The organism is Kitasatospora sp. NPDC029312 (assembly GCF_055569215.1).
In genome coordinates, this window is record NZ_JBVHXY010000012.1 from 99,879 (window position 1) to 123,886 (window position 24,008).

At 72.8% G+C, this 24,008-nt stretch carries 22 protein-coding genes and 1 pseudogene; 13 read left to right on the forward strand and 10 right to left on the reverse strand.

The genetic code is table 11. From position 1 onward, the window contains the following. Window positions 1-6: 6 nt before the first annotated feature. Complete coding sequence (locus ACZ4WV_RS13005) at window positions 7-1,545, reverse strand: hypothetical protein (RefSeq protein ID WP_465745814.1); 1,539 nt, start codon at window positions 1,543-1,545, stop codon at window positions 7-9. A 504-nt stretch (window positions 1,546-2,049) separates the two neighbouring features. Between ACZ4WV_RS13005 and ACZ4WV_RS13010 the strand changes: the two genes are divergently transcribed. Continuing rightward, complete coding sequence (locus ACZ4WV_RS13010) at window positions 2,050-3,093, forward strand: trypsin-like serine peptidase (protein WP_465745816.1); 1,044 nt, start codon at window positions 2,050-2,052, stop codon at window positions 3,091-3,093. Between the two features lie 152 nt (window positions 3,094-3,245). Continuing rightward, window positions 3,246-4,391 carry an NADH:flavin oxidoreductase gene (locus ACZ4WV_RS13015; protein WP_465745818.1) on the forward strand — a complete coding sequence of 382 codons (1,146 nt, stop codon included), beginning with the start codon at window positions 3,246-3,248 and terminating at the stop codon, window positions 4,389-4,391. 24 nt (window positions 4,392-4,415) lie between these two features. Here the strand turns inward: ACZ4WV_RS13015 and ACZ4WV_RS13020 are convergent, their stop codons facing one another. From ACZ4WV_RS13020 to ACZ4WV_RS13030, 3 genes are all read right to left on the reverse strand, one after another. Then, window positions 4,416-5,324 (reverse strand): alpha/beta fold hydrolase, encoded by a 909-nt coding sequence (locus tag ACZ4WV_RS13020; protein WP_465745820.1) that lies wholly within the window; start codon window positions 5,322-5,324, stop codon window positions 4,416-4,418. A 244-nt stretch (window positions 5,325-5,568) separates the two neighbouring features. Continuing rightward, on the reverse strand, window positions 5,569-6,204 hold the full coding sequence (locus ACZ4WV_RS13025) for a dihydrofolate reductase family protein (RefSeq protein WP_465745822.1): 636 nt from the start codon (window positions 6,202-6,204) through the stop codon (window positions 5,569-5,571). Between the two features lie 433 nt (window positions 6,205-6,637). Further along, on the reverse strand, window positions 6,638-7,027 hold the full coding sequence (locus ACZ4WV_RS13030) for an aggregation-promoting factor C-terminal-like domain-containing protein (protein ID WP_465745824.1): 390 nt from the start codon (window positions 7,025-7,027) through the stop codon (window positions 6,638-6,640). A gap of 660 nt (window positions 7,028-7,687) precedes the next feature. Here ACZ4WV_RS13030 and ACZ4WV_RS13035 point away from each other — a divergent pair. After that, a complete protein-coding gene (locus tag ACZ4WV_RS13035) occupies window positions 7,688-8,011 on the forward strand; it encodes a hypothetical protein (RefSeq protein WP_465745826.1) in 324 nt (107 codons plus the stop codon). Between the two features lie 161 nt (window positions 8,012-8,172). Here the strand turns inward: ACZ4WV_RS13035 and ACZ4WV_RS13040 are convergent, their stop codons facing one another. Beyond that, the gene (locus ACZ4WV_RS13040) at window positions 8,173-10,527 is read right to left on the reverse strand and encodes a helicase associated domain-containing protein (RefSeq protein ID WP_465745828.1); all 2,355 of its coding nucleotides are present in this window, start codon (window positions 10,525-10,527) and stop codon (window positions 8,173-8,175) included. Between the two features lie 168 nt (window positions 10,528-10,695). Here ACZ4WV_RS13040 and ACZ4WV_RS13045 point away from each other — a divergent pair, with 168 nt between their 5' ends. Next, window positions 10,696-10,917: a hypothetical protein gene (locus ACZ4WV_RS13045; RefSeq protein WP_465745830.1), complete on the forward strand. Its 222-nt coding sequence runs from the start codon at window positions 10,696-10,698 to the stop codon at window positions 10,915-10,917. On the opposite strand, the gene ACZ4WV_RS13050 is transcribed toward ACZ4WV_RS13045, so the two are convergent. The 3 genes from ACZ4WV_RS13050 to ACZ4WV_RS13060 all read right to left on the reverse strand — a co-directional run bounded on the left by ACZ4WV_RS13050 (window position 10,907) and on the right by ACZ4WV_RS13060 (window position 13,710). Beyond that, entirely contained in the window at window positions 10,907-11,431 is a 525-nt protein-coding gene (locus ACZ4WV_RS13050; protein WP_465745832.1) for a P-loop nucleotide/nucleoside kinase family protein, read from the reverse strand. The two genes, ACZ4WV_RS13045 and ACZ4WV_RS13050, sit on opposite strands and share 11 nt — an antisense overlap. A gap of 278 nt (window positions 11,432-11,709) precedes the next feature. Further along, on the reverse strand, window positions 11,710-12,177 hold the full coding sequence (locus ACZ4WV_RS13055) for a helix-turn-helix domain containing protein (RefSeq protein WP_465745834.1): 468 nt from the start codon (window positions 12,175-12,177) through the stop codon (window positions 11,710-11,712). A 345-nt stretch (window positions 12,178-12,522) separates the two neighbouring features. Continuing rightward, the gene (locus tag ACZ4WV_RS13060) at window positions 12,523-13,710 is read right to left on the reverse strand and encodes an MFS transporter (RefSeq protein WP_465745836.1); all 1,188 of its coding nucleotides are present in this window, start codon (window positions 13,708-13,710) and stop codon (window positions 12,523-12,525) included. 102 nt (window positions 13,711-13,812) lie between these two features. Here ACZ4WV_RS13060 and ACZ4WV_RS13065 point away from each other — a divergent pair, with 102 nt between their 5' ends. The 6 genes from ACZ4WV_RS13065 (at window position 13,813) to ACZ4WV_RS13090 (ending at window position 19,771) form a co-directional block, all read left to right on the forward strand. Beyond that, complete coding sequence (locus ACZ4WV_RS13065; RefSeq protein ID WP_465745838.1) at window positions 13,813-14,805, forward strand: ArsR/SmtB family transcription factor; 993 nt, start codon at window positions 13,813-13,815, stop codon at window positions 14,803-14,805. Window positions 14,806-14,969: 164 nt separating this feature from the next. Continuing rightward, window positions 14,970-15,764, forward strand: coding sequence for a DUF1963 domain-containing protein (locus ACZ4WV_RS13070; protein ID WP_465745840.1), 795 nt, complete (start codon window positions 14,970-14,972; stop codon window positions 15,762-15,764). 387 nt (window positions 15,765-16,151) lie between these two features. After that, on the forward strand, window positions 16,152-16,517 hold the full coding sequence (locus ACZ4WV_RS13075; protein ID WP_465745842.1) for a hypothetical protein: 366 nt from the start codon (window positions 16,152-16,154) through the stop codon (window positions 16,515-16,517). 140 nt (window positions 16,518-16,657) lie between these two features. Further along, window positions 16,658-16,960, forward strand: coding sequence for a hypothetical protein (locus ACZ4WV_RS13080; protein WP_465745844.1), 303 nt, complete (start codon window positions 16,658-16,660; stop codon window positions 16,958-16,960). Window positions 16,961-17,400: 440 nt separating this feature from the next. After that, window positions 17,401-18,909, forward strand: a complete 1,509-nt coding sequence (locus ACZ4WV_RS13085; RefSeq protein ID WP_465745846.1) for an NAD(P)/FAD-dependent oxidoreductase — start codon at window positions 17,401-17,403, stop codon at window positions 18,907-18,909. A 241-nt stretch (window positions 18,910-19,150) separates the two neighbouring features. Beyond that, window positions 19,151-19,771 (forward strand): DUF4328 domain-containing protein, encoded by a 621-nt coding sequence (locus ACZ4WV_RS13090; RefSeq protein WP_465745848.1) that lies wholly within the window; start codon window positions 19,151-19,153, stop codon window positions 19,769-19,771. 49 nt (window positions 19,772-19,820) lie between these two features. Here ACZ4WV_RS13090 and ACZ4WV_RS13095 read toward each other — a convergent pair whose 3' ends face one another. After that, a complete protein-coding gene (locus tag ACZ4WV_RS13095) occupies window positions 19,821-20,129 on the reverse strand; it encodes a hypothetical protein (protein ID WP_465745850.1) in 309 nt (102 codons plus the stop codon). Window positions 20,130-20,324: 195 nt separating this feature from the next. On the opposite strand from ACZ4WV_RS13095, the gene ACZ4WV_RS13100 reads away from it, so the two are divergent. Then, window positions 20,325-21,935, forward strand: coding sequence for a hypothetical protein (locus tag ACZ4WV_RS13100; RefSeq protein WP_465745852.1), 1,611 nt, complete (start codon window positions 20,325-20,327; stop codon window positions 21,933-21,935). 203 nt (window positions 21,936-22,138) lie between these two features. Here ACZ4WV_RS13100 and deoC read toward each other — a convergent pair whose 3' ends face one another. Further along, window positions 22,139-22,834: a deoxyribose-phosphate aldolase gene (deoC, locus tag ACZ4WV_RS13105; protein ID WP_465745854.1), complete on the reverse strand. Its 696-nt coding sequence runs from the start codon at window positions 22,832-22,834 to the stop codon at window positions 22,139-22,141. A gap of 294 nt (window positions 22,835-23,128) precedes the next feature. Here deoC and ACZ4WV_RS13110 point away from each other — a divergent pair. Both ACZ4WV_RS13110 and ACZ4WV_RS13115 read left to right on the forward strand, forming a co-directional pair. Next, window positions 23,129-23,323, forward strand: a pseudogene (locus tag ACZ4WV_RS13110) (GntR family transcriptional regulator); the annotation flags it as partial. 66 nt (window positions 23,324-23,389) lie between these two features. After that, complete coding sequence (locus ACZ4WV_RS13115) at window positions 23,390-23,860, forward strand: GntR family transcriptional regulator (RefSeq protein WP_465745938.1); 471 nt, start codon at window positions 23,390-23,392, stop codon at window positions 23,858-23,860. The last annotated feature ends 148 nt before the right edge of the window (window positions 23,861-24,008 follow it).

Here is a 24,008-nt window from a genome sequence, read left to right on the forward strand (position 1 = left end):
GGGTCGTCAGCCCGGGCCGCACAAGGTGGGCTCAGCGGCGCAGTCCGCCCAGTGAGCGGGGTGGCTCGTCCCACCCAGGTCGTACAGGATCCGCTGCGTCAGGTGGGCCGGCCGTGCCTCCACCGTGAACGGCTTGCCACGGTCGTCCACCTTCGCGGTGAACTTGCCCTCGGGGGTCAGGTAGTCGACTTGAAAGGCCCAGGAGCAGACCTGCCCGGCGACGCCACCGACCTGGACGGCGATGTCCCCGGGCGTCGTGGCCTGACCGAGGTCGAGCTTGTGGTGGGCGAAGTAGTCCGTGTTGACGGCGCCCCCGTGGTCGTCCAGCTCCACGGCGGGGGTGCCGGGCGGTACGGCCACTGACAGGAAGACGTTCGGCACGCCGCTCTGGCCCGCCGACGGGGCACGCACGGAGCTGACGGCCGGACTGGGTCTGCAGGAGACGTCGGTGATGCCGATGTTCTCGACGGTCACGGAGGAGGAGCGGTCGCTGGTGAAGTGCAGCCGGTAGGTGTCACCCCCCACCATGCCCTGCTGCTCCCGCTTCTCGATCGCCTTCAGGGCCGGGTCCCGGGTGTCGGCCGGGATCTGGGGCGGGTCGCCCTCGGGCAGCAGCCGGGCGCCCAGCGGCTCCAGGTAAGCCCGCACCCGGGCGAGGTCCTCCGGCTTGAACCGCGCAAGCCCCGCCTGCTCCGCCCGGGTCAGCGGCTGGTCCAGCACGAAGGTCCACACACTGTGGCGACGGAGGTCCGGGCCGTCCACCAGCACCTGGAACGGGACGGTCCGCTGGTCGACGGACTTCTCCGCCTGGCGCTGGACCGCCGCGTCCCCCACCGCGGTCCGGCCGCTGTACCAGTGTTGGCCCACCACCACGGCCACCGCGAGCGCCAGCGCGAGGGCAGTGCCTCCGGCTGCGCGGGCGGGCGTGATCCGGCGCCCGGGGCCGCTGCCGGGTCCGTTGTAGTAGGTGACCGGCGCATTGACGTCCCGGCCGGCCCGGTACCGGACGGAGACGGCACTCGCCGCCCGCTCCCGTAGCTCGGCCACCTCCCAGCGCAGCGCCCCCAACTCCCACTGATCCTCCGCGAGCTGCTCCCCGTGCCCCGCGAGCGTGGCCTCGGTCCGCGCCAGGGCCTCGACCGCCGCGGCCAGCCGCCGCTGGACCTCGGCGGCAGCACGGTCGTCCCGCACCTGGGCGATCTCGCTCCTCAGCCGTGCCAGCTCCTCCGCCACCCACGCCAGGGGCCGTGCGGCATGAGCGGCCTGCGCCAGCTTCTCCAAGTCCGCCCGCGCGTCGGCCTGCTGCTGCTCGTCCAGCCGGTCGGCGACCATCGCGAGGAACCCGGGCAGCATCTGTAGGGGAGCGGTGATCCGCAGCCTGCCGTTGAGGAACTTGCTGTACTTCTCCTCCGACCAGCCGAGCCGCTCGGCCTGGTCCCTCTGCAGCAGCCCGGTCTCCCTGAGCCGTCCGGACCAGTGCTTGAGCGCCTCCGCCAGGTCGAGGTCCGCCTTGGACACACTGCTGCCAGGATCGTTCTGTCCCACGGTCACTCCCAGGAATTCGGGTTGCTCAAGCTTCGACAACTCTTGCCCCTGTCCGCAACTACGCTGGTCGGCTTTCGTGTTGACTATGACTCAGCCGAAATCGCGGCGCCGGTGGCGCCGGAACCCCCCACCGCCGGCACTGGTTCAGGCCGCCGGAGCCGTTCCGCTCCTCACCTCGGCTCCCTGGTGGTGTGCCGCTCTCGCCATCGTCTGCACGACCCTGCTCGGACTGGCGACCGCGCTCTTCCCCCAGGACAGCGCGGACCGCCGTGCGGTGCTCCAGAGTTGGACCGACGCCAGGCGGCGTAAGGGCGGCCCGGCCAAGACGCCTCCAGCGCCCCGCGCAGCCGGGCCCGGTTCCTCGAGGAGCGACCGGACAGCTCCTGCTCCGTCCGCCAGACGGTAGCGCCCGGCCCTGCGGCAAGGCCCCCGAGGTGATACACGGTGCGGTGCACGCACCGTGGCACCTGGGCGGCCACGGCCCCGACCTCCGATACTGCGAGCATGCCGAACTTCCACGCCGGTGAGGTCACCTCGCCACCGAAGGGGCCACGAGTCGTCAAGCGTGTCGCGGCCGTCGCATCCGCCCTGCTGCTCGGCGCCGGACTCGCCCCGGCCGCCGGCGCCGCAACGCCCGGCCCGGGCGAAGCGGACGCGGAGCAGCTCGGCGCGTACTGGACCCCGGAGCGGATGGCGGCCGCGCTGCCCGGCGACAGCGAACGCGCCGCGGCGGCGACGACGGTGGACGGTCCACGGCCCGGCGAGTTCATCCCCGCGAGCAGGAGCTTCGACGGCATCCCGCAGGCCGGCACGTTCTTCTGGACCGACGCCGACGGCACGGGCCGAACCTGCAGCGGCTCCGTGGTGCGCAGCCCCGGCCGTGACCTGGTGCTGAGCGCGGCTCACTGCCTGATGGGGTACGCCGGCTCCGCCCCTCGGCGGCACTTGGGGTTCGTTCCGCAGTACCACGACGGGCTCATGCCGTTCGGCATCTTCCCGGTCGGGGAGGACGGCGTCTACGTTTCGCAGGAGTACTACGACCGGGGTGTGCACGCCGGGGCCGCGTACGACTTCGCCTTCGCGGTGACGGGGTCCAACGGGGAAGGCAGGCGGGTCCAGGACGCGGCCGGCGCGGTGGAGTTGCTCACCGGCTCGGGTTACGTCCACGCTCCGGTGCGGATGGTCGGGTATCCGGGCGGCGCGCGGAAGCCGCTGGAGTGCCTGAGCCGGACCACCCGGTGGGTCAGTGACGACCCCGCGGATCCGGGCACCTTCGAGCGCATCGCGTGCGACGGCTTCGTGGGCGGGACCTCCGGCGGGCCCATGCTGGTGCCGTGGCCGGGCGGCTGGGCGGTCGTCGGGGTCATCGGCGGCTACCACACCGGCGGCAACACCCCCCAGATCTCCTACAGCGCGTCCTTCGGCTCCGCCGCCCGGGCCCTGTACGAGGCCGCGACCACCGGCGCGCCGCCGGCCGGGCCCCCGCTCCGGTCGGCCGGCGACGTCCGAGCGCCGCGCTGGGACGACCGCCGGGGCGGAGGTCGGTGACGCGGGGGCGCGGGGGTCGGCGAGGTCGGTGATGCGCAGTGGCGCGGATCACAGCGGGGTGGGGCCGGTCGGCGAAATGCGCGGGGCCGCCGAGGTGGTTGGCACGGGCAACTGTTCCCGCCCGGCGTTCCACCGTCACCGTGAGGATTCCCATGACCGTCACCGAGCCCGCCGCAGCCGTCGAGCCGTCCGCCTCCCGCGCGGCCGAGATCCTGTCCCGGCCCGTCACGATCAACGGGCTGACCGTGCCCAACCGCATCGTGATGGCGCCGATGACGCGCATGTTCTCCCCCGGCGGGGTGCCCGGCGAGGACGTGCGCTCCTACTACGCCCGCCGCGCCGCCGCGGGTGTCGGCCTGATCGTCACCGAGGGAACGTACGTCGGCCACGAGTCCGCCGGGCAGAGCGACGACGTCCCCCGCTTCCACGGCGAGGACCAGCTGGCCGGGTGGGCCCGCGTCGCCGAGGACGTCCACGCGGCGGGCGGCACCATCGTGCCGCAGCTCTGGCACATCGGCATGGCGCGCAAGCAGGGCGACCCGCCGTTCGCCGACGCCCCCGCCGTCGGGCCGTCCGGCATCCGGCTGGACGGCACCGAGGGAACGGGACGGGCCATGACCCGGGCCGACATCGACGCCGTCATCGGCGCCTTCGCCGAGGCCGCCGCGGCCGCCGAACGGATCGGCTTCGACGGCGTCGAGCTGCACGGCGCCCACGGCTACCTGCTCGACCAGTTCCTGTGGGCGGGCACCAACCGCCGCACCGACGCCTACGGCGGCGACCCGGTCGCCCGGACCAGGTTCACGGCCGAACTCGTCGCCGCGGTGCGCGAGGCCGTCTCCCCCGGATTCCCGGTGATCTTCCGCTACTCGCAGTGGAAGTCGGAGAACTACGACGCCCGCCTCGCCGAGACCCCCCAGGAACTGGAGGCGATCCTCGCCCCGCTCGCCGAAGCCGGCGTCGACGCCTTCCACGCCTCGACCCGCCGCTACTGGGTGCCCGAGTTCGACGGCTCCGACCTCAACCTGGCCGGCTGGACCAGGAAGCTCACCGGCCGGCCCGCCATCACCGTCGGTTCGGTCGGCCTCGACGGCGACTTCGTCCGCGCCTTCGCGGGCGAGGGCGCCCCCGTCCAGGGCATCGACAACCTGCTCGAGCGGCTGGAGCGCGACGAGTTCGACCTGGTCGCCGTCGGCCGCGCCCTCCTGCAGGACCCGCAGTGGGCCGCCAAGGTCCTCGCCGGCCGCTTCGCCGACCTGCGGCCCTACGACGCCGCCGCGGTCCGCACCCTGAGCTGACCGGCGCGTCCGGGCCGGCCGACTTCACTCGTGCCGACCGTGCCCACCGGCGTTCTCCCCTTCGGGCGGCCCGTGCGGCGGTCGCTGCCGCTGTCCGAGGGTGAGCATCGCCTCGGTGACCTCGGCGACCGCCGTGTCGGGGATCGCGGTGGCGGCCTCCTCGAGGACGAGCAGCCGTGCCCCGGGGATCTCGCGCGCGATCGCTTCGCCGTTGCCGACGGGGAAGAAGCGGTCGCGGCGGCCGTGGACGACCAGCGTGGGGAGGTGGATCTCGGGCAGGCGCTCGCGCCAGCGGGGTCGGCAGTCGAGCCTCGAGAACACCAGGCCCAGCTGGTTGGCCAGCTGGACCGGGGGTGCGGTGCCGGCTGTGCGGTCCCAGATGCGCGCGGCGATCGCGCGGGCGGTGACGGGGTCGTCGCCGCGGATCCGCGCGCCGGTGGCGGCGAACTCCGCGACCGCCTCGCGGTCGGCCCAGTCGGGCATCGGCCGCGCGAACAGCCTGCTCATCGTCGCCTGGTCATGGCCGGGGAGGTCGTCGTCGGGCGGGCCGGGGGCGACCGGGCGGGTGCCGGCCACGGTGAGCGCCGAGAACGCGCCCGGGTGGTCGAGCACGGCCACTTGGGCGACCATCCCGCCGACGCCGATCCCCGCGAGGTGCGCGGGTGTGCCGCCGAGCGCGTCGGCGAGGGCCGCCGCGTCGGCGGCGAGGTCGCGCAGGGTGTAGGCGGGCGCCTGCGGATCCGCCGTCGTCGACTCCCCGCTGTCGCGCAGGTCGTAGCGCACCACTCGGCGTCCACCGGCGGCGAGGCGCTCGCACAGTGCGTCGGGCCAGGAGAGCATCGTCGGCCCTCCCGCGAGCAGGACCAGCGGCGCGTCGTCGTCGCCGAACGACTCGATGCCCAGGGCGATCCCCTGGGCGTTGACGGTCGTCATCGGATCACCGGGATTCCGTCGTGGGGCGGATGAGTCGCCGCGGGCGGTGCCGGGATCCCGCTGCGCGCCGCGCCAGGGGGCGTGGCGCTTCGCCGATGACCAGCGGGATGCCGGCGCCCGGGCCGCCAGGGCGGGCGCTCCGTCATGGCGCCGGCGTCTCGGTGTCCCAGCGTCTCGGTGTCCCAGCGTCTCGGTGTCCCGGCGGGCCGGCGGGCCGGCGGGCCGGCGCCATGACGGAGCGGCGTCAGTCGGCGTGCCCGAGGCCGCGGTCGGGCGCGCTCATGTCGCCCGTGCGGGGCGTGCCGTCGGCGAGCCCGTAACGCAGGAACACGGTGCCCTGCGAACCGGCCACGGGCGGTTCGAGGAGCGTGAGGTTGGTGGGCACCGCGCCGCCGTCGAACACCTTTTTCCCGACGCCGAGCATGATCGGGTGCACCCAGAGGTCGAGGCGGTCGAAGAGCTTCTCCCGCAGGAGGGTCTGCACCAGGTCCAGGCTCCCGACGACCTTCACGTTCTCGTGCCGCTCCCGGATCTCGCGCACCGCGCCGGCCAGGTCCGGGCCGAGCTGGGTGGAGCCGGCCCACGGGAGGTCGGGCGTGCCGCGGGAGGCCACGTACTTGGGGACGCGGTTGAAGAGCTCGGCGATCTCGCCGTCCTTCTGGTGCGGCCAGTAGGAGGCGAAGATGTCGTACGTGCGCCGGCCGAGCAGGAGGGCGTCCGTGCCCTCGTACGCGGCACCGATCTGCGCTCCGGTGGCCTCGTTCATGAGGGGCGCCTGCCAGCCGCCGAACGGGAACCCCACCGGGTCCTCGTCGGGTCCGCCGGGTGCCTGCCCGACGAGGTCGAGGGTCGCGAACAGCTCGATGTGGATGAGGCCCATGTCTGTACTCCCGATGAGAGGTGTCGGTCCCGGTCGAAACCCTGTCGAGATGTAGACCTGCCGGCGCCGGAAAACTCATCGCCGCGCCGACACCCGATTTCCGTACCCTCGATCGCCTCGATCGCCTCACCAGGCGCACTGCGACCTTGCCGCCCATGCCAGCGGCCGTCGTCCCCGGTCCGCCGTCGGGCGTCGGGGAGGCGGGGCGGGAGGGCGGGGAGCGTCTTTTCCGGAGCGGCCGCCGGGTCGGCGTGCTGCCGCGGACGAGGCCGAGGGGCCCGGTGCGCGTGGTGTGCGCACCGGGCCCCTCGGCTTGGGACCCCGCTCGGCCCTGGACTCGGCCTGTGGCGTCCGTCGTGGATCGTGGGGTGGGTGGGTCGGCCGGCGGATCGGCGGGAGTGGCCGATCAGCGGGTACGGCCGGTCCGGCCCGGTCAGTAGTTGTGGTGGACCTGCCAGTAAGCCCAGGCCTGGTTCGGGCTGCCGTAGCGGCCGTTCATGTAGTCGTAGGCCCACTTGATCTGGGTGGTCGGGTTGGTCTTCCAGTCGGCGCCGGCCGAGGCCATCTTGTTGCCCGGCAGCGCCTGGCCCAGACCGTAGGCGCCCGAGGACGGGTTGGTCGCGGTGACGTTCCAGCCGCTCTCGTGGGAGATGATCTGGTCGAAGGAGGCGAGCTGGTCGGCGGGGACGATGCTCGCGGCCAGCGACTGCGGCGTGGCGGCCGAGGCGGCGGTCGGGACGATGGCGGCGCCGATCCCGGCGATGCCGACGGCGGCGGTGAACAGGGCGGCGGACTTGCGCATGCGGGTGGAGAGCACGGGCATGGGGGAGTTCGACCTCAATCGTGGGGGTGCGTTGCCCCGCGGCTGAGCGGGCCCTGGAAGGCCGGCGGGCGGGAGTCGGCACCGGGGCGGTCACGAATGGTGACCGCCGAGCGGGAGTCGCGGCAGCGGATCGAACCGCCGCCGCAACTGGCGACTGAGCCATTGTTAGCGGGGGCGGCGGCCGGTTCCAAGAGGTGCCTGCTACGACGCGCCGTCGTAGCCAAGTCGGCGCACGTACCCCGTCGGAGGCGGGGCCGGGACCCGCCGACCGGCAGATCAAACCTGGATAAACCGGACTTTTTCTGCGATTTGCACCCGTTTGATCTGCGAAAACAATGGGAGTCCGGCCCCAGTCGCAGAAGCGCGGCAGCGGCGCCGCCCTGCCAGGTGAGCGCGGCCGACCGGATCGGCGAGCGACCTACGAGGAAGGGTAGGAGGCGGGCGGAACACGTGAGAACCGTCACGGGCCACCCCGGGCCGGCACCCGGTTCGAAGCGATCCAGCTCACACCATGGTGACTTTCCGTGACGATTCCGTGGCGCTGGCGCGGCCTCGAAGTCCCCACGCCGGGGCCCGGACGTGCCGCACCTACGGCTGGACCCCTGGTGATCGATGCCGACTACTCCCCCACGCCCTGGTCACCGGCTATACGGTCGCGGTATGGCCGATGTGACGATCAAGGTTTCCCCCGATACGCGTGACCGGCTGGCCGCTCTCGCGGCGGCCCGCGGCACCACGATCGGCGCCCAGGTGGCTCTGCTCGTGGAGCAGCTGCCTACCGCGGAGCAGATCGCCGAGCGCGTGGCCGAGGGCCGCCGGCTGCTGCGGGAGCACTTCGGGATGACCCTCTCCGACGCGGAGCCGGACGAGGGCCCGGACCTGCTGCAACGGTTCTACGACATCGCCGCGGCCGACGCGCGCGCCAAGGCACTCCCCGGCGCAGCGCGTGATCATGGTTCGGGCCACGGTATCTCGGGTGACTGAGCCGCACTGAGATGTGCCCTCGTGTGTGACGGCGGGGTGAGCCGGGAGCCGCCAGGATGATCTCGCGCCCTGGCCGCCCGCTCCGGCTTCGACCCGAAGCCGTACGGGGCCTGGTCCTGCGGGTGGGGCCTGGACGGCAGGGGTGCGGATGCGGGGGCGAGTCAGCCGGTGGCGGTCTCGGCGTGCCGGTGGAGGGCGTCCAGGAGCGCGGTCTGGTGGTCGGTCAGCTTCCCGTCGGTACGGGCTTTGTCCTGCTTGCCCAGCCAGGTGCCGGGCCGGAAGGCGGGGTCGTCGCCGAAGCCGGTGCGGTTGGCGGGGCCGGTGAGGGTGCCGCCGGCGGCGAGGTAGGCGAGCAGGCGGCGGTAGGAGCGGTTCCAGTCCGGCTCCAGGCGCCACAGCTCGTCCAGCGCGTCGAGCTTGGCAACCTGCTCGTTCGTCAGGTCGTCGGCCTTGCGCTGGCGGCGCATCCACGCGCCCACGGCATAGTCGTCGAGCTTCGTGGTGGCCGGGATCGCGAGGTGGCCGTGCTGGTGGTGGAAGGCCTTCGCGTAGGCGTAGCCGCGTTCCCAGGCGTTGGCGTGCTTGGACCAGATCATGCCGAGCGCGTTCAGCTCGCTGATCCGGGCAGGGTCGAGCAGGTGCTGGCCGTGGAGGTGGCGCTGGCGGGTGAGCCAGGAGATCAGCTCGGCGTGCTTCACCTTGTCGGTGGGGTCGAGGTGGCCGTGCTGGAGGTGGAAGACCGCGGCGACGGCGTGCATGCGCTGCCACTCGGTGGCGCGCGGGGTGAACGCGCGGAGCTTGACGGACTGAAGGATCCGCGCGGCGTGGTGCCGGGCGTTGATCCGCAGCCACGCGACCTGCGACTCCCCCGCCGGGTGCTGCTCGTCCTCCCCCGCCTCGGCGGTCTCGCCCTCGGAGGCCGTCTTGGTCGTGGTGGTGTGCTGTGCCGGGGAGCGGCTGGTGCGCAGTTCGGTGATCCGGCCGACCACCCGGGCGTCGTGCGCGGCCAGGGCGCGCAGGACCCGCCAGATCGTCCGGAAGGAACTGGCTTCGATCTCGGCGTCGGCCTCGGCCTTCACCGCCTGTCCGGCGTCGTGGACCTCGGCCGGGTCGGCGCCTGCGGTGTCGTCGCCGGCCTCGGGGGTTGGGAGGTAGACCGGGATGATGATCCAGGACACCTTGCCCTGCCGGTAGGACTGGCGCAGCGCCCTCCCGATGGCCTGGACGATGTCGATGACCGAGCTCTTGGGGTCGGCGAAGCAGATCGCGTCGACGGCGGCGACGTCGATGCCCTCGGTCAGGAGGCGCGAGTTGCAGAGGATGCCGCACTCCTCGCCGTCCTCGCCGGTGTGGGCCTTGAACTCGGCGAACGCGCTCCGGCGGTCCTTGAGCCGGTCGGTGCCGGCCACCGCCTTCGCCCAGATCCGTTCCGGCCGGTCGGCGTCCTTCAGCAGCTCGGCCGCCGAGAGCAGGGTGCCGGCGAACTCCCGTGCCCCGCTGACCCGGGAGTGGAAGGTGATGACGCGGCGCAGTTCCAGGTCCGCGACCGCGCGCAGTACCGCCATCTGCAGGGCCAGGCGCAGCAGTTCCTCGTTGGAGCGCTGGGAGCGCAGGTCGGCGACGGCGGGGAGGTTGAGGAGGTCGCGCAGGTCCTCGTCGGTGACGACGGGGACCAGGACGCGGTAGTCGGCGAGGTAGCCGTGCTCGATGCCCTGTCCGAGGGTCCAGGTGAACACGGTCCTGCCGTAGATCGTCTCGTCGTCCATGGAGCACAGCGCGGGCAGTTTCTCGGCGCCGTCGGCGTCGGTGAGGTCGGCCAGGCCGTCCGTCGCGCGCCGGTCGTCGGCGATCCGCGGGGTGGCGGTGAAGTACAGGCGCCTGCGGGCGGGGACCTGGGCGTCGGCGTGCACGGCCGCCCACGCCTTGCCCTCGGCGCCGGCCGTACGGTGGGCCTCGTCGATGACCACCAGGTCCCAGGCCAGGAGGCCGAAGTCGCGGTGGGCCTGGACGATGCGCTCCAGCGAGGCGTAGGTGGCGTACACCGTGACCGGCTGGTTGTCCGGGGCGCCGTTGACCAGGTCGGTGAGCGCGGCGGGCCGGGTGGTCACCCGGGCGTGGACGCGGCCGCCGGCCTCCGCGCTCTCCAGCGCCTCCTCCCGCGAGCACGCCGCCACCGCCAGACCCCGACGCCCGCCCCGCAGCGACCACGCCTCCGCGGTCTGCTCCAGCAGCTCGATCGTCGGCACCAGCACCAGCACCCGGCCCTTCGCGACCAGGCGTCGCGCGCAGCCGGCGGCGATCAGGGTCTTGCCGGAGCCGGTCGCCGCGACGACCGTCGCGCGGCCGCCCTCCTTCACCTCCCGCACCGCGGCCGCCACCGCGTCCTTCTGGAACCAGTGCAGCGGCAGCGGGTTGGCCACGGCGGTGCCGGACGGCTGCGCCAGGAGCGGCGGTACGACCTCGGTGCGCAGAGCGGCTGGCACGTCCTGCTCGGCGGTGGCGGTGGTGGTCTCCACGGCGGTGCTTCTCCATCGGGTGCTGAGACGGCGAGACGGTGGGTGGGGCTGCGGAAGGGGCGGGGCGGTCTGGCTCTCCTCGAGGCCAGGTCATAGATGCGGAGAGGCCGACCGGTGTGACTGACTATTCCAGTTGGCCAATTGAGCGACGCCCGGCACAGTCGGCGTATGACACGCGACGACCTCTCCGAGATGCTCGCCGCGCAGACACCCGCCTGCGGCAGCCCCGCACACAAAGCCCTGCACTTCGGAGGCATCTTGGATATCTGGGACAGTCTGATTCCCGCGAACCGGCTCGCGGGCGCCCACTGGCTCCGGCTGCGCAACACCCAGAGGCGCGGGATCGAAACGCTTCGCCTCACCGAGACCATCGCGGTCCTCAACTCTTGACGGCCTCCGCGATCTGCAGGGCGGCCTGGGCGGGCGTGAGGTGAGTGGTGTCGACGACCTCGGCCTCGCCGTGTAGCCACGTGCGGGCTGCCTCTGCGTAGGGCTCGAGGTATTTGAGACGAAAGGAGGAGTTGGGGCCAAGAACAGTGTCCCCCGCGATGCGCCCGCGGAGGGTGTCCTGGTCGGCGTGAAGGACGAAGTGCCGTACCGGAATGGCATGCTGGGCGAGGCCTGTGCTGATCTCGCGCCAGTACTGCTCAACCAGGACAGTCATGGGCATCACCAGGGTGCCGCCGGTGTAGTCGAGTACGCGGCGGGCGGTCTCGACTACGAGCGGCCGCCACGGCGGCCAGTGCTGGAAGTTGTCCGTCTCAGGCAGCCCCGGCGTGATGTCCATGAGTGTCTCGCCGACCTTCTCGGCGTCGAACACCCGCGAGCCCGGGATCAGTTGCTGCACGAGTGCGCTGGTCGTCGTCTTGCCTGCGCCGTGTGTGCCGTTGAGCCATACGATCATGGACCGACGCTAGCGCTGTGCGGGCCGCGGTAACGGCACAGCAGAAAACCGGTAACGGCTTCGGCGTTTCCCAGGGCGGGTCAACTACCAAAATGAGGTGTCACCTAACTCGAAAAGTCATATGCCGTTAGTGTGCTGACTTACTCTCAGTTCCAGCACGTGTGGCCAGGCTCCAACTACCGCGTCCCGGCTCAATGGACTGATCACAAGCCGAACGCTCGGCTGGCCGAGACGACCGCTCGCAGGCTGACTGAAGCGCTCAGTCGCAACCGGGCTCTCTACCGTTGCTCGGGCGGCACCCAGCCGCGGACTTCCAGGTAGGCGATGTCGGCGTCCTCGACGGCGCGGCCGGTCTCCACCAGCCAGGCCTTCATCGCCTCGGTGACGTCGCCGTGGTGGTCGGCGACGCGCTGACTCCACTCGGCGGCGTCGAACCCGCCGGTGCTGGCGGAGCCGTAGGTGCGTTCCTCGGTGCCGTCCGCGCGCGGGACGAAGCCGCGGCGCAGGCCCGGGGAGTCCTCCATCGAGCCGGCCGGCATCGTGAACTGGTCAGCCTTCATCCGGACGGTGAAGGCGAGGCGGCCGCCGGCCTGGCCGGTCTCGTGGACGACCGGGGCGAGGTGGGAGGCGCCGGAGCGGATGGCCTGTCTTCCGGCGCGGCCGGCCATGCTTTCGCCGGGCGTGCCGACGATGTCCTTGCCCCGCACCCGGGCCTTCTGCCCGGCCTTGGTGCGGCGCCGCTGCACGTTCTCCTGGGCGAGGCCTTGCGCAGCCGCTCCCGCTCGGCCGGTTCCGGTAGGTCACCGCCGTCCCGGGCCTTGGCCAGCAGGGCGTCCACCGCCGCGTAGATCTCGGACATCACATACCTCCGATCCAGAAAGGTAGCGCAGAACACCGCAAACATCGCAACGTCATTGGCCGCACATGCATCTCACCGAAAATCACACGCATCACTCACGGCCTTCGGTGGGACAGCCCTGGACAGGCAGGGCGGCCGAGGTGACGGCGGCGACGTTGCGGACGGCCCCGGCGAGGCGCCGCGGAGCGGACAGGGGCGGGCCTCCGCGCCCAGTGCGGTGCCTGGGAGCCGCTCAGCGCGTACCGGACGCCCTGAGCCGCCGGGGCGGCACCGCCGTCAGGTGGCGGGTCAGGGCGACGGTGGCGAGCAGGGCGAGGAGGGTGCACACGCCCCACCAGCCCGCCCGGCTCCAGACCTGGACGCCGAGCCAGGAGCCGGCGCTGCCGCCCAGGTAGGCGCAGGTCATGTAGGCGGTCCTGAGGCGGCCGCGGGCGTCGGGCCGCAGGGCGTTGATCCGGGCCTGGCCGGCGACCGTGCCGCACTGCATGGCGACGTCGAGCAGCAGGGTGCCGACGGTGAGGGCGCTCAGGCCGAGCGGACCGCCGTGGCGGCCGGCCGCCAGGACGGCGGCTGCCGCGAGGACGCCCAGCAGGCAGGCGAGGTTCACCGGGTCGGGGCCGTGGCGGTCCACCAGCCGTCCGGCGTACGGGGTGCAGAGCATGGTGGCCGCGCCGACCAGGGCGAGCACCCCGACCGCCCGGGCGTCCAGTCCGTAGACCGGGCCGGTGAGCAGCAGGGCCAGGCAGGTCCAGACGGCGGAGAAGCCGCCGAAGACGCTCGCCTGGTAGACGCAGGAGCGGCGCAGTGCGGGCTCGGTGCGCAGCAGGCGCAGTGGCTCGGTGAGCAGGGCCGGGTACGGGGCGCGGGAGGGTGCGGTGGTGGCCGGGACGGTGCGGGCCAGGACGGTGGCGAGGAGCAGGGTGAGGGCAGCGGCGGCCAGGTAGGGGGTGCGCCAGCCGAGCCATTCGCCGAGTGTGCCGCCGAAGGTGCGGGCCAGCAGCATGCCGCCGGTGGAACCGCTGAGCAGGGCGCCGATCACGGCGCCCTGGCGGTCGGGGGCGGTCAGGGTCGCCGCGAGTGTCCCGACGATCTGGGCGGCGACCGTGGTGAGGCCGACGGCGGCGCTCGCCGCGACCAGGACGGGCAGGGTCGGTGCGCAGCCGGCTGTGAGCAGGGCCAGGCCGGTGAGGGTGAGCAGGGTGACGAGCAGTGGGCGGTGCGGGAGCCGGTCGCCGAGGGGGACGAGCAGGACGATGCCGGCGGTGTAGCCGAGTTGGGTGGCGGTCACGACCAGGGCCGCCGTGTCCGGTGGTACGTGCAGTGCGGCGGCGATCAGCGGGCCGACGGCCTGGGGGAAGTAGAGGTTGCCGACCGCCACGGCGCAGGCGAGGGCCAGGAGCAGGACCAGCCGGCGGGTCATCCGTCGTCCCGATCGAGAATGGCGGTGTGTGGTGCGGGAGTTGTCATGGCGCCAGTGCACGGGATCGCCGCGGCAGCGCCAATCGATGTAGCGTGGCGCTTAATGATCAGCTTCGTCCTGGACGTCGAGGACCTCGCGGACACCCGGTTCGCGCTGTCGCCGGTGCACGAGGCCGTGCTGAGCCTGCGGGTGCTGCGGGACCCGGGGCTGTCGGCGCTGCACCTGCCGTGGCGCCGGGCCGTCCTGGGCCGGCTGGGGGCGCTCGACACGGGGCTGCTGCTGTCCCTGGTGGCGCGCAGGCGGACCGTCCCGGACTTCCTGACGCCGGTGCCGGCCGTCTTCGCGCCGGGCTTCGAGGAGGAGCTGGCCGTGGTGCACCGGACCCCGCCGGAGGTGGTCCGGCGTGACCTGGTGGCCACGCACGCGCCGGATCCGGTGCCCGAGACACTGCGGGCGGTCGTCGCCGGCGACGACGCCGCGGTCGCCGCGCTGCGCGACAGCCTGTGCGAACTCCTGCGCCGGTACTGGGAGTCGGCGATCGGGCCGCAGTGGCCGCGGATGCGGCTGGTGCTGGAGGCGGACATGACCTACCGGGCCCGTCGGCTCGCGCTCGGCGGCGCCCGGCTGCTGTTCGCCGACATGCACCCGGACCTGCGCTGGCAAGGCGGCGTGCTGCACATCGACCGGATGATCAGCCGGCACCGGGTCGCCGCGGCGGGCCGCGGGCTGTTGCTGATCCCGTCCGTGTTCGCGCACAAGCCGGCGCCGCCGCTCAGCCCGGAGGAGCCGCCGAGCCTGGTCTACCCGAGCCGGGGCGTGGCCACCCTCTGGGACACCCCGCCCGCCCCCGACCCGACCGCCCTGGCGGCGTTGCTGGGCGGCCCGCGCGCTCGGCTGCTGGTCCTGTTGGAGGAGCCGTCGGCCACGGTCGAGCTCGCCCGCCGGCTGCGCGTCACGCCCAGCGCCGTCTCCCAGCACCTGCGCGTCCTGTTCGCCGGCGGGCTGGTCACCCGGGCCCGTGACGGGCGCCAAGTGCTGTACCGGCGCAGCGCGTTGGGTGACCAGCTGGTGGCCGGTCGGGCGGCCGCGACGTAGCGCAGGGGCTGGGGGCAGCTGACGGTCGGCCGGGCGGGCCGGTCTCGGCCAGGGGTGCCGCCGGGGGGATTGCCCGCACGGGCGGGTTCTCGCCGTCCGCAGGGACGGCAGCGGAGGGTGCTCCGGCGGAGCGGACCGAATGTGACGGGCGGTAGGGTCCGCCCATGACTGACACGGAACGCGTTGAGGAAACGCCCGCGGTGAGGGCTGACCGCTTCCGCGCGGAGGCCGCCGCGCGGGGCATTCCGGCCGTCGAGGTGGAGGCGTACATACGCACCGCCCGCCCGGCGGTCTACCTCGCGGAGGGCGGTCACGGCCCGGTGGTGGCCCTGACCGGCGGGAACCCGCCGCTGCCGGAGGGCGCCTCGGCGCCGGCGGCTTCGTTCGTCGCGGCCGTCGACTGCGCGGCCCTGCCGCCCGGAGTGACGGATCTGCCGCTGCCCACCGAGGGCCTGCTGTTGTTCTTCGCCGACGCCGATCCGGGCAGCGGGTCGGTGGTCCCCGACGCCGTGCGCTACCTGCCGGCCGGGACCCCGTTGGCGGAGTGGCCGCGCGACCCGGACGGCGGTCCGGGCCCCTACCGCCGGGCCCGACTGGACTTCTGCTTCCACCAGTGGTCGTGGCCGTGGCGCGACGAGGACGACGACGAGGAGTCGCTGCGGGCCGCCGAGCTGGAGTCCGCCTGGTCGCACGTGGTCGGCTGGCGCCCGCGCTGGCGCTTCCAGCTCGGCGGTGAGCCGGTCCTCTTCAACTGGGACCCGGTCGAGGTGGCCCGGGACGAGGTACCGCTGCCGCCGGGCCCCGCCGCGGACGGCGACGAGTGGACGCTTTTGGCGAGCTGGCGCGGTGATGACGACTGCGAGGAGCTGGAGGCGGGCCTCTTCCACTGGGTGATCCGCCGCGCCGACCTGGCCGCCCTCCGCTTCGACCGGCTGTACGTGTACGTCGACGCCTTCTGACCGCCGGCCGTCCGGCAGGTGCGGGCGCCTTGGGCCTGCACGGGTCTCGCGCCGTCCGCCTTCGCGCCCGCCCGCCTTCGCGTCGGGCAGCGCGAAGGCGACGGGCAGCCCGCGCCGGGTCGAACTCCCGGCCGGGCTTCGCGCGCACGGGCAACAGCCCGGCCCCGCCCCCATGGTGCGGGGCGTGCCGGTGCGGCGCCCGTACCGTCCTGGGGCCCGCGGGGTCGCGTGCCACCGCCTGCGCCGGGCGCGGCCGTTGACGACGGTCGTTCGGGTACGTCACGCTCGGTGGACCGCCCAGGCCGAACCGTCGGCTGTGCTGCACAGCGCGCCGTCCAGACGCTCCGGTCCGGATGTCCACCGTGAACTCCGTCTGGAGGTACCACCATGCCCAAGCGCCGTCTCGCCGTTCCCGGGGCCGCCGTCGCCGCGCTGGCCCTCGCCGCCCTGTTCCTCCCGGCCGCCGGCGCGAACGCCGCGCCGTCCGCCGACTCGTGCACCAACAACTGGAGCATCAGCTCCAACGAGGGCTACGCGAACGGGAAGTGGTGCAACTACGACACCAAGGTCATCGGCACGGTGCACGACACCAAGGCGGACGGCCGCTGTCCCTACGTGCGCGGCAGCCTCTCCAACGGCGGCTACGTCGACAGCGACTGGGCCGGCGGAAAGGGCACGTCCCGCTCGTTCACCCTCCGCGCGCCCTCGAACACCCGCTTCACCAGCCTCAGCATGCGCTACATCGACTGCTGACGACCCATCAGGGAGTCGGGCCCCGGCGCGGGCTCGCGCGATTCTGACTAGACGTCAGATACCTTGCGAGCAGCGCAGACCCGTAGCGGGCGCCCACCGATTTTCGGCGCCATGCAGCCGGACCTGGCAAGATGACGCCCATGGACGGCTCCCCGGTGCAGATCAGGCTCGATCAACTGCAGCAGGCCTGCGAAGTGGCCCTGCGGCATGTGCAGTCGTTGAACGGTGACACGATCACGCTGGCCGGGGAGTACTTCTGGTCCGTCCCGAGCGATCAGCTCCACGACGTGTCCGACGAACCCGCAGCCCTCACGATCGGGCAGCTGTCCGAGTCCTGGCAGCACCTCGAAGAGCTCCTCGCCGACCCGGCCCGGGCTGTCGGCCACCACCTGGTGTGGCTGGCCGACATTCTCAGGGCAGTCGCCCGCAACACCACCGGATGACCTCCGCCCCCACCCCGCCGGGTCGGACCGCGATCCGCCGATGACGGCGTGCGCTCCCACGTGCGGCGCTTGCGGCGATCCGCGCCACCGATTCGGCCGGACTCGGCCGTACGGGCTGGCGACCGAAAGCGGTCGAGGGGAGTGACTCGCGGTAGGCGGTGACCTTCGCGGCCGAAGTGCGGCATCGATGGCGCTGTGATGGCCTGGAAACGGTGGGCGCTTCCGACGGGCCGCCTCCCCCGCGTGCCGCGAGCTTCATCGGGCGGGGCGGGGGCCGGTGCGGCACGTCGGAGAAGGCCGGCCCACCCGGCCTTCGACGCCCTTCGCGGCACTCGATGAGCGATCCCGGCTGGAGCGGAGGACCGTCCGCGGCCCCGGCGAACGGCGGCCGCCCGGTCCCCCCTCTCCGGGACGGCATCCCTACCGAGGAGAGATGTGGCGTGGCGCCGGAGACGGGTGTGGATGTGGCGGTGGTGGGCAACGGGGTGCTGGGTCTGTCGGTGGCGGTCGAGACCGCCCGGCGCGCGGCGGGCCTGCGGATCGCCGTGATCGGCCCGCCGGAACGGTTGGGTGCGGCCACCCCGGCGGCGGGGGCGATGCTCAACTGCTTCGGCGAGGTCACCCGGTACACCGGCCGCCATCCGGCGGCGCGGGCGAAGTTCGCGCTCGCCCGGAAGGCGCTGGACCGCTGGCCGGCGTGGCTGGAACACCTCGCCGAGGACGCCGGGCCGCCGGCGGGTGAGGCCGCCGTGCGCTCCCATGTCCCGGGCACGTTCGTGTTGTCCGGCGGCGGCCCGGGGGCGATCGCCGCCGACAACTTCGCCGCGATGTGCCGGGCGGTCGCAGAACACGGTGAACCGCACGACCTGCTCGACGCCGCCGATGTCCCCGGCCTGGCACCGGCCGCCCAGTCCTGGCCGTCACGGGTCCTGCACCTGCGCCGCGAGGGCTGCCTCGACGCGCGCGCCGTCCTGGCCGCCCTGGAGGCCGCCGCCCTGCGGCACCGGGTCCGGATGGTCCCCGCCGCCGTCCGCGAGGTGCTGGCCGTCGCGGGCGCGGTGCGCGGGGTGCGGCTGGCGGACGGCAGCACGCTGGAGGCCGACACGGTCGTCCTGGCCGCCGGAAGCCGCAGCACGGAGCTGGCCGCCGGCGTCCTGGCGCCCGGGGCGGTGCCGCCGCTGCTGCACGGCGCCGGATCGGCGCTGCTGACCCGCCGCACCCGGCCCGGCGGTGCCCGCGAGGTGATCCGCACCCCCAACCGGGGCGCCGGCTGCGGCGTCCACCTGGTCCCCCTGCCGGCCACCGACCGGCAGTACCTCGGCGCCACCAACTTCATCACCTGGCGCCGCCCCGACGGGCCTGCGGTCGGCTCCGCCGAGACCCTGATCCGCACGGTCCGCGAGGAGATCGACCAGAGCGTCGCCCACAGCCAGCTCACCCGCTGGCTGTGGGGCACCCGGCCCATCACCCTCGACGGCTTCCCCCTCATCGGCCCGTGCCCGGTCCGGGGCCTGCTCTTCGCCACCGGCACCTACCGCGACGGCTTCCACTGCTCCCCCGTCATCGCCGACCACCTGGCCGGCCACCTCCTCGGCCCGGGCACCCCGGATCCGGACCCGGAGCTGACGTGGTTCACCCCGCACCGGGCGCCCATCGAGACCATGACGGTCGAACAGTCACTCGCCGAGACCGCCGCGCACGCCCCCGAGACCGCCCGTGAACACGGCCTGCACCTGCCGTTCTTCCTCGACGACGAACCCCTCGCCGACCACGTCCGCGAACGCTCCCGCCGGCTGTACGACCGGCTCGGCAGCCCCCTCGCCCTGCCTCCGGAGATCCTCCTGCTCACCTTCGTCCTCGCCGCCCGCGCCGACGACCACCCCGCCCAGTGGCTCGCCGACTACCTGCACGCCGCCCGCGGTCACCACCAGCCCGCGCCGAGCGCCTGACGGGCCGCCGCCTCCGCCCGGGCTTCCACACCGCCGCGGCCCACCACCGGGCGCTCGCCGGAGTCGAACGCGCCGCAGTGACGGGCACCGCGGTCAGCAGCGGCTTGACCAGCAGCCATGTGCCGAGGGCGACGCCCCCCGGCGGGATGGCCGGCTTGTGGACATCCCGAAGACGCGCCCCTATCCTGCAGCCGATCTCTGCGCGTGACCGGCACCGCAGGCGTGTTGGTGGGGGCCCGCAGTGAACTCGGTAACAAGTCGTGATACGCCGCGTCCGCGCGCCCTGGCCTACAGCGGGCCGGTCGCCGACCCCAGGGCTCTGGCCCTCGCCGCGCAGGTGCTGATCGCCGTGCAGACTGTCGCACAACTGGCCGTGGCGGTAGCCGGCGGCACCAGGTCGAAGCTCTTCGCGCAGTTCGCACCGATTTCCATGTCGCTGTTCCTCGCCACCATCGTCGTGTTCCTCTGCTGGTTCCGACGCTGTCGGCTCAATGCCGAGCTCTTCGCTCCAGGAACGCACAAGTATTCGGCGGGACTTGCCGTCGGTGCGTGGTTCATCCCGCTGGCGATGTGGTGGATTCCGCGCCGGGTGGCGCTGGACGTCTGGCGCGCGAACACGCCCACCGGCGGAACATGGGCGATCGACGCGTGGTGGGTGGCGTGGTTCGCCAAGACGGTCGGTGGTGCGGTTGCCGTCCAGCTCGGGTCGCGCCCTTACGGATACTCGGTCTACGACCAGATCGTCGGCGTCATCGCCGCAGTTCTGGCCATCCTGGTGATCCGGCAGGTCACGACCCGACAAGACGCAAAGGTCCGCGCCGATTCGGCCGCCCTGCCGTTCACCCGGACGTCGCCCCTCTGAGGGCTCCTGCGCGCCTCCGGCCGCCGAGCTCCCCGACAGCGCCAGCCGCTCACTCGGCGACGTCGATGTGGGCGTTCTCCGCGGGCTGATCGGCCTTGTCCTCCTTGGGCAGGCCCAGGTCCCCGCACTGGTTGGCCGGGGCGGACAGCGGCACGGCCGCGAGCACCGCGGCCACCACGCCGGCCGTCCGGCCCGGCGCGGTGGAGGTCTGCACCGATCCGCTGTTGGCGCAGTGGTTGTCGTGCGCGCTGTTGCCGGCGCCGATGACGCTGGTCGCCGCCGCACTGTGGACCCCCGCCATGACCAGGGCGGCGACGCCGGCAAGAACCACAGCCCACCGCTTCGAAGGTGATGGCATGAACACTCCTCCTGACCTGCGCAGTCTGTGCCTCGGACAACGATCCGGAGGCACGCCAGGATTCGGCTTCCGGCGACTACGCCACACGGCCGGGCGAGCCACAGATGAGGTCCTGAATGTGTTTGACGCCGGGTCGGCCCGCTGACAGAGTGCTCCCGCCGCGAGATCGAACGCGTTCGAAAGAGGGGAAACTGCATGTCAGCCACCATTGGCGGCCGCCTGGCCGCCACGCTCGGTGCCGCCGCCGTCGTCCTGATGACCATCGGTGTGCCCACGGCAACGGCCGAGAACGGGCAGTCGGTCGTGACGGACCCCAAGGCCGTCCCGAGCCCGGGTTCGCTCGCGACCGGTGTGTCCACCGACGCCTGCGACGACACCACGGCGCCGGGCTGGATCACCACCGGCGAGCCCACGCTCACCGCGCGCACCACCGCGCCCGGCGCGCGCTTCAAGGTGTGGAACGCGGCCGGCGCCAAGGTCTTCGACGACACCGCGCGGACGGCTGCCGACGGCACCGTCCAGGTCCGGCCCGCGGGCCTCGCCGAGGGCGGCGGCTACTCCTGGCAGGTCTGGCCCGACTACGGCCCGGGCGGCGGGAAGCCGACCGCGGCCTGCCACTTCGGAGTCGACGCCACCGCCCCGCAGTTCACCGTGGAGTCCACCGACTTCCCGGCGTCCACCAGCGGGGCGACCCCGCTGAAGTACGCCGGCCAGACCGGAACCTTCACCGTCAAGGGCACCGATCAGGGCTCGGGCGTGGCCTGCTACCAGTACGTCCTGAACGGCACGATGAGCGTCGGCTCGCCGTGCCACGGCGCGGGCACCGTGGCGGCCGGCGCCGACGGTACCGCGACGCTCCAGCTGAAACCCACGCAGTGGGGTACCAACATCCTCACCGTGCAGGCCGTCGACAACGCGGGCAACACCACCCCGCCGGTCACCTACACCTTCTACGCGCCCTCGAACCCCAAGCCGCCGATCGCCCCCGGCGACGTCAACGGAGACGGCATTCCGGACATCCTGCTGCCCGACACGGCCGGCAACCTCCAGATCATCAGCGCGGACGCCACCACCACCGTGCCGACCTCGACCGTCGCCGCCGTCCGCGCGCCGGGCGGTGCGGGGTGGAACGGCCTGCAGCTGCTGCACCGCGGTTGGGACCAGTCGCACGCACCCGTGGACGACCTGATGGTTCATCAGCCGGGCAGTGCGGTCATCGACCTCTACCGCAACTTCGACACGGGTGCCTTCGCCCGCGGCGTCATCCCGTTCGGGCGGGACGTGGACCCGTTCAACCCGCCGGCACTCCCTGAGGGCTTCAACCCCGGTTGGTCGAAGGCCAGTCAGCTGGTGGCCCTGGGCGCGCTCGGACCGGACCAGCGCACGTCCATGCTCACGGTGGAGGACGGTGACCTGTGGCTCTCCACTGACCCAGCTCCCCTGTACGACTACAACACCTTCGTGAGGCTCTCCACCACGGGCGCCTGGGCCGGATACGACCTGATCGCTCCGGGGAAGGCGGCGGATGGCTCGCTCGCGCTGTGGTCGCGCAGCCGGTCCACCGGCGAGCTGCGCACGTACCCGATCGCCAAGGGCGCCGACGGCACGTACGACTTCGCCGCGCTGGCCGACCCCGCGGCGGGCACGGTGATCGGTACCTTCCCGGTCGCCGAGTACCCGACGCTCGGCAGCTCTGGCGACGGCAACGGTGACGGGCAGCCCGACCTGTACGCCGTCACCGCCGACCGGCACCTGCTGACCTTCAGCGGCGTCACCACCCCCAAGGACCTCGGCGTCCTGCGCTGATCCTGATGACCGAGGGCTCGTCCGACCGGACGGGCCCTCGGTCATCTCACGCCCCGGGGCGGGCCGCCGGGCGGCCAGTGCTGCTCCGCGGACAGTAGCGCCTGGCATCGTCACCAGGACGGCGGGCGCTCCTTACCGATGACGGATGAAGTCCTGGTGCCGCGTTGCCGCGAGTAATCGGTGGGGGGATGGGTGAGGTCGGGTCAGGCCGCCGCGGCCTGGCGGGTGGCGAGGTCGTCGAGGATGGTGGCGGTGGCGGTGGCGCCGAAGCGTTCGGCGCCCGCGGCGATGAACTCCAGCATGCGGTCGAGGGTGCGGACGCCGCCTGCGGCTTTGACCCGCATGTGCGCCGGGGTGTGGGCGCGCATCAGCCGGACGTCTTCGAGGGTCGCGCCGCCGGGAGCGAAGCCGGTGGAGGTCTTCACGAAGTCGGCGCCCGCCAGGGCGCTGAGGCGGCAGGCGCGGATCTTCTCCTCGTCGTCGAGGTAGGCGTTCTCGAAGATCACCTTGACCAGGCCCGCACTGGCCGCGGCCGTCACGACCGCCTCGATGTCCTCCGCCACGGCGTCGTCGTCCCCGCTGCGCAGCTGGCCGATGGCGAGCACCATGTCGAGTTCGGACGCGCCCTGGGCGAGGGCGAGTTCGGCTTCGCGGACCTTCACGGCGGTGGTGGAGGCGCCGTGCGGGAAGCCGACGACGGTGCCGACCTCGACTCCGGTGCCGGCGAGGGCTTTGGCCGCCAGGGCGACGTCGGCGGGGCGCACGCAGACGGAGGCGACGTCGCGGCTCGCGGCCAGCTCGCAGCCGAGGAGGACCTCGTCGGTGGTCAGTTCGGGGCGCAGGAGCGAGTGGTCGATCATCTTGGCGAGCTGCGGGACATCGATGCTGGTGAGGTCCATGAGCCTGTCCTTAGGGTGGGCGTTGCGCGTTTCGACCGGTAAGGGGGTGAGGCAGCTGGGGGTGGCTACGACGATAGCTCCGGGCCAGCTAGCTGTCTATACGGCTAGTCCGGTGCTGATGGTCGGATCGGGCAGTGCGCCCGAGGCCCCGGGCGGCCGACCAGGTGTGGCGTGAATCACAGTGCACGCCTCTTGCCCCCGCTCCAATTCGTTGACGTCTGTCCCGCTCTGTTCGCATCTAGGCTGGTTGACTAGACAGCTAGACGGCGTACTCTCAATTACGGAGGATCCCTTTTGGGAACGGATTTTGCGCCCAGGTACTACCAGATCGAACAGGCGCTTCGAAGTCGAATCGCCGACCACCGACCACACGACCCGCTTCCCTCGGAAACGGAGTTGTGCGAGGAATTTGGGGTAAGCCGGATGACTGCCCGGGCAGCCGTTCAACGGCTCGTCGCAGAAGGCCTGGTATACCGCGTTTCCGGACGCGGGACATTCGTTGCGGAACCGCCCACCCATCGTCGCGTCGAAAGCCTCGTGCGGTTCAGCGAGGAAATGCGCAGACAGGGCCGGGAGCCTTCGTCGCGGCTGATTTCGGCCGGCATCCGGGCGGCACTGCCCGAGGAGACCGGCCGGCTGCGGCTGCCCCGGTCGGCGCGGGCCGTGGAGATCGTCCGGGTCAGGCTGGCCGACCGGATCCCGGTCGCGCTGGAGCGGGCGGTGTTCCCCGGAGACCTGTCCGCCCTACTGGACGTCGATTTCACGACCGCGTCGATGCACGAGTCGCTCGCCGGGCTCGGCCGGATCCCGACGCGCGGGCACTCCTCCATCAGGGCCGCCGCGGCCGGACAGGCCGAGGCCGACCTGCTCGCCGTGGCGCCGGGCTCCGCGCTGCTGGTCGAGGAGCGCCTGATCCTGGACCAGGACGACCGGCCGCTCGAGCTCACCGAGTCCCGATACTCGGGCGACAGATACGCCCTCGATGTCGCCTTCGAGGTCGATTCCCGAGGTTTCGAGGGCTCCTGAGGTTTCGAGGATTCCTAAGGTTTCGAGGTTCAAGGTTTCCCGAGGGCGGTTCCCGGAGGTCGCGGGTGTGATCCGGGGTCGGGCGACGGCGCCCAACGACCGCCATTTCCGGGTTTTCCGAGGAACCGCACGGCCGTCCGGGCGCCCG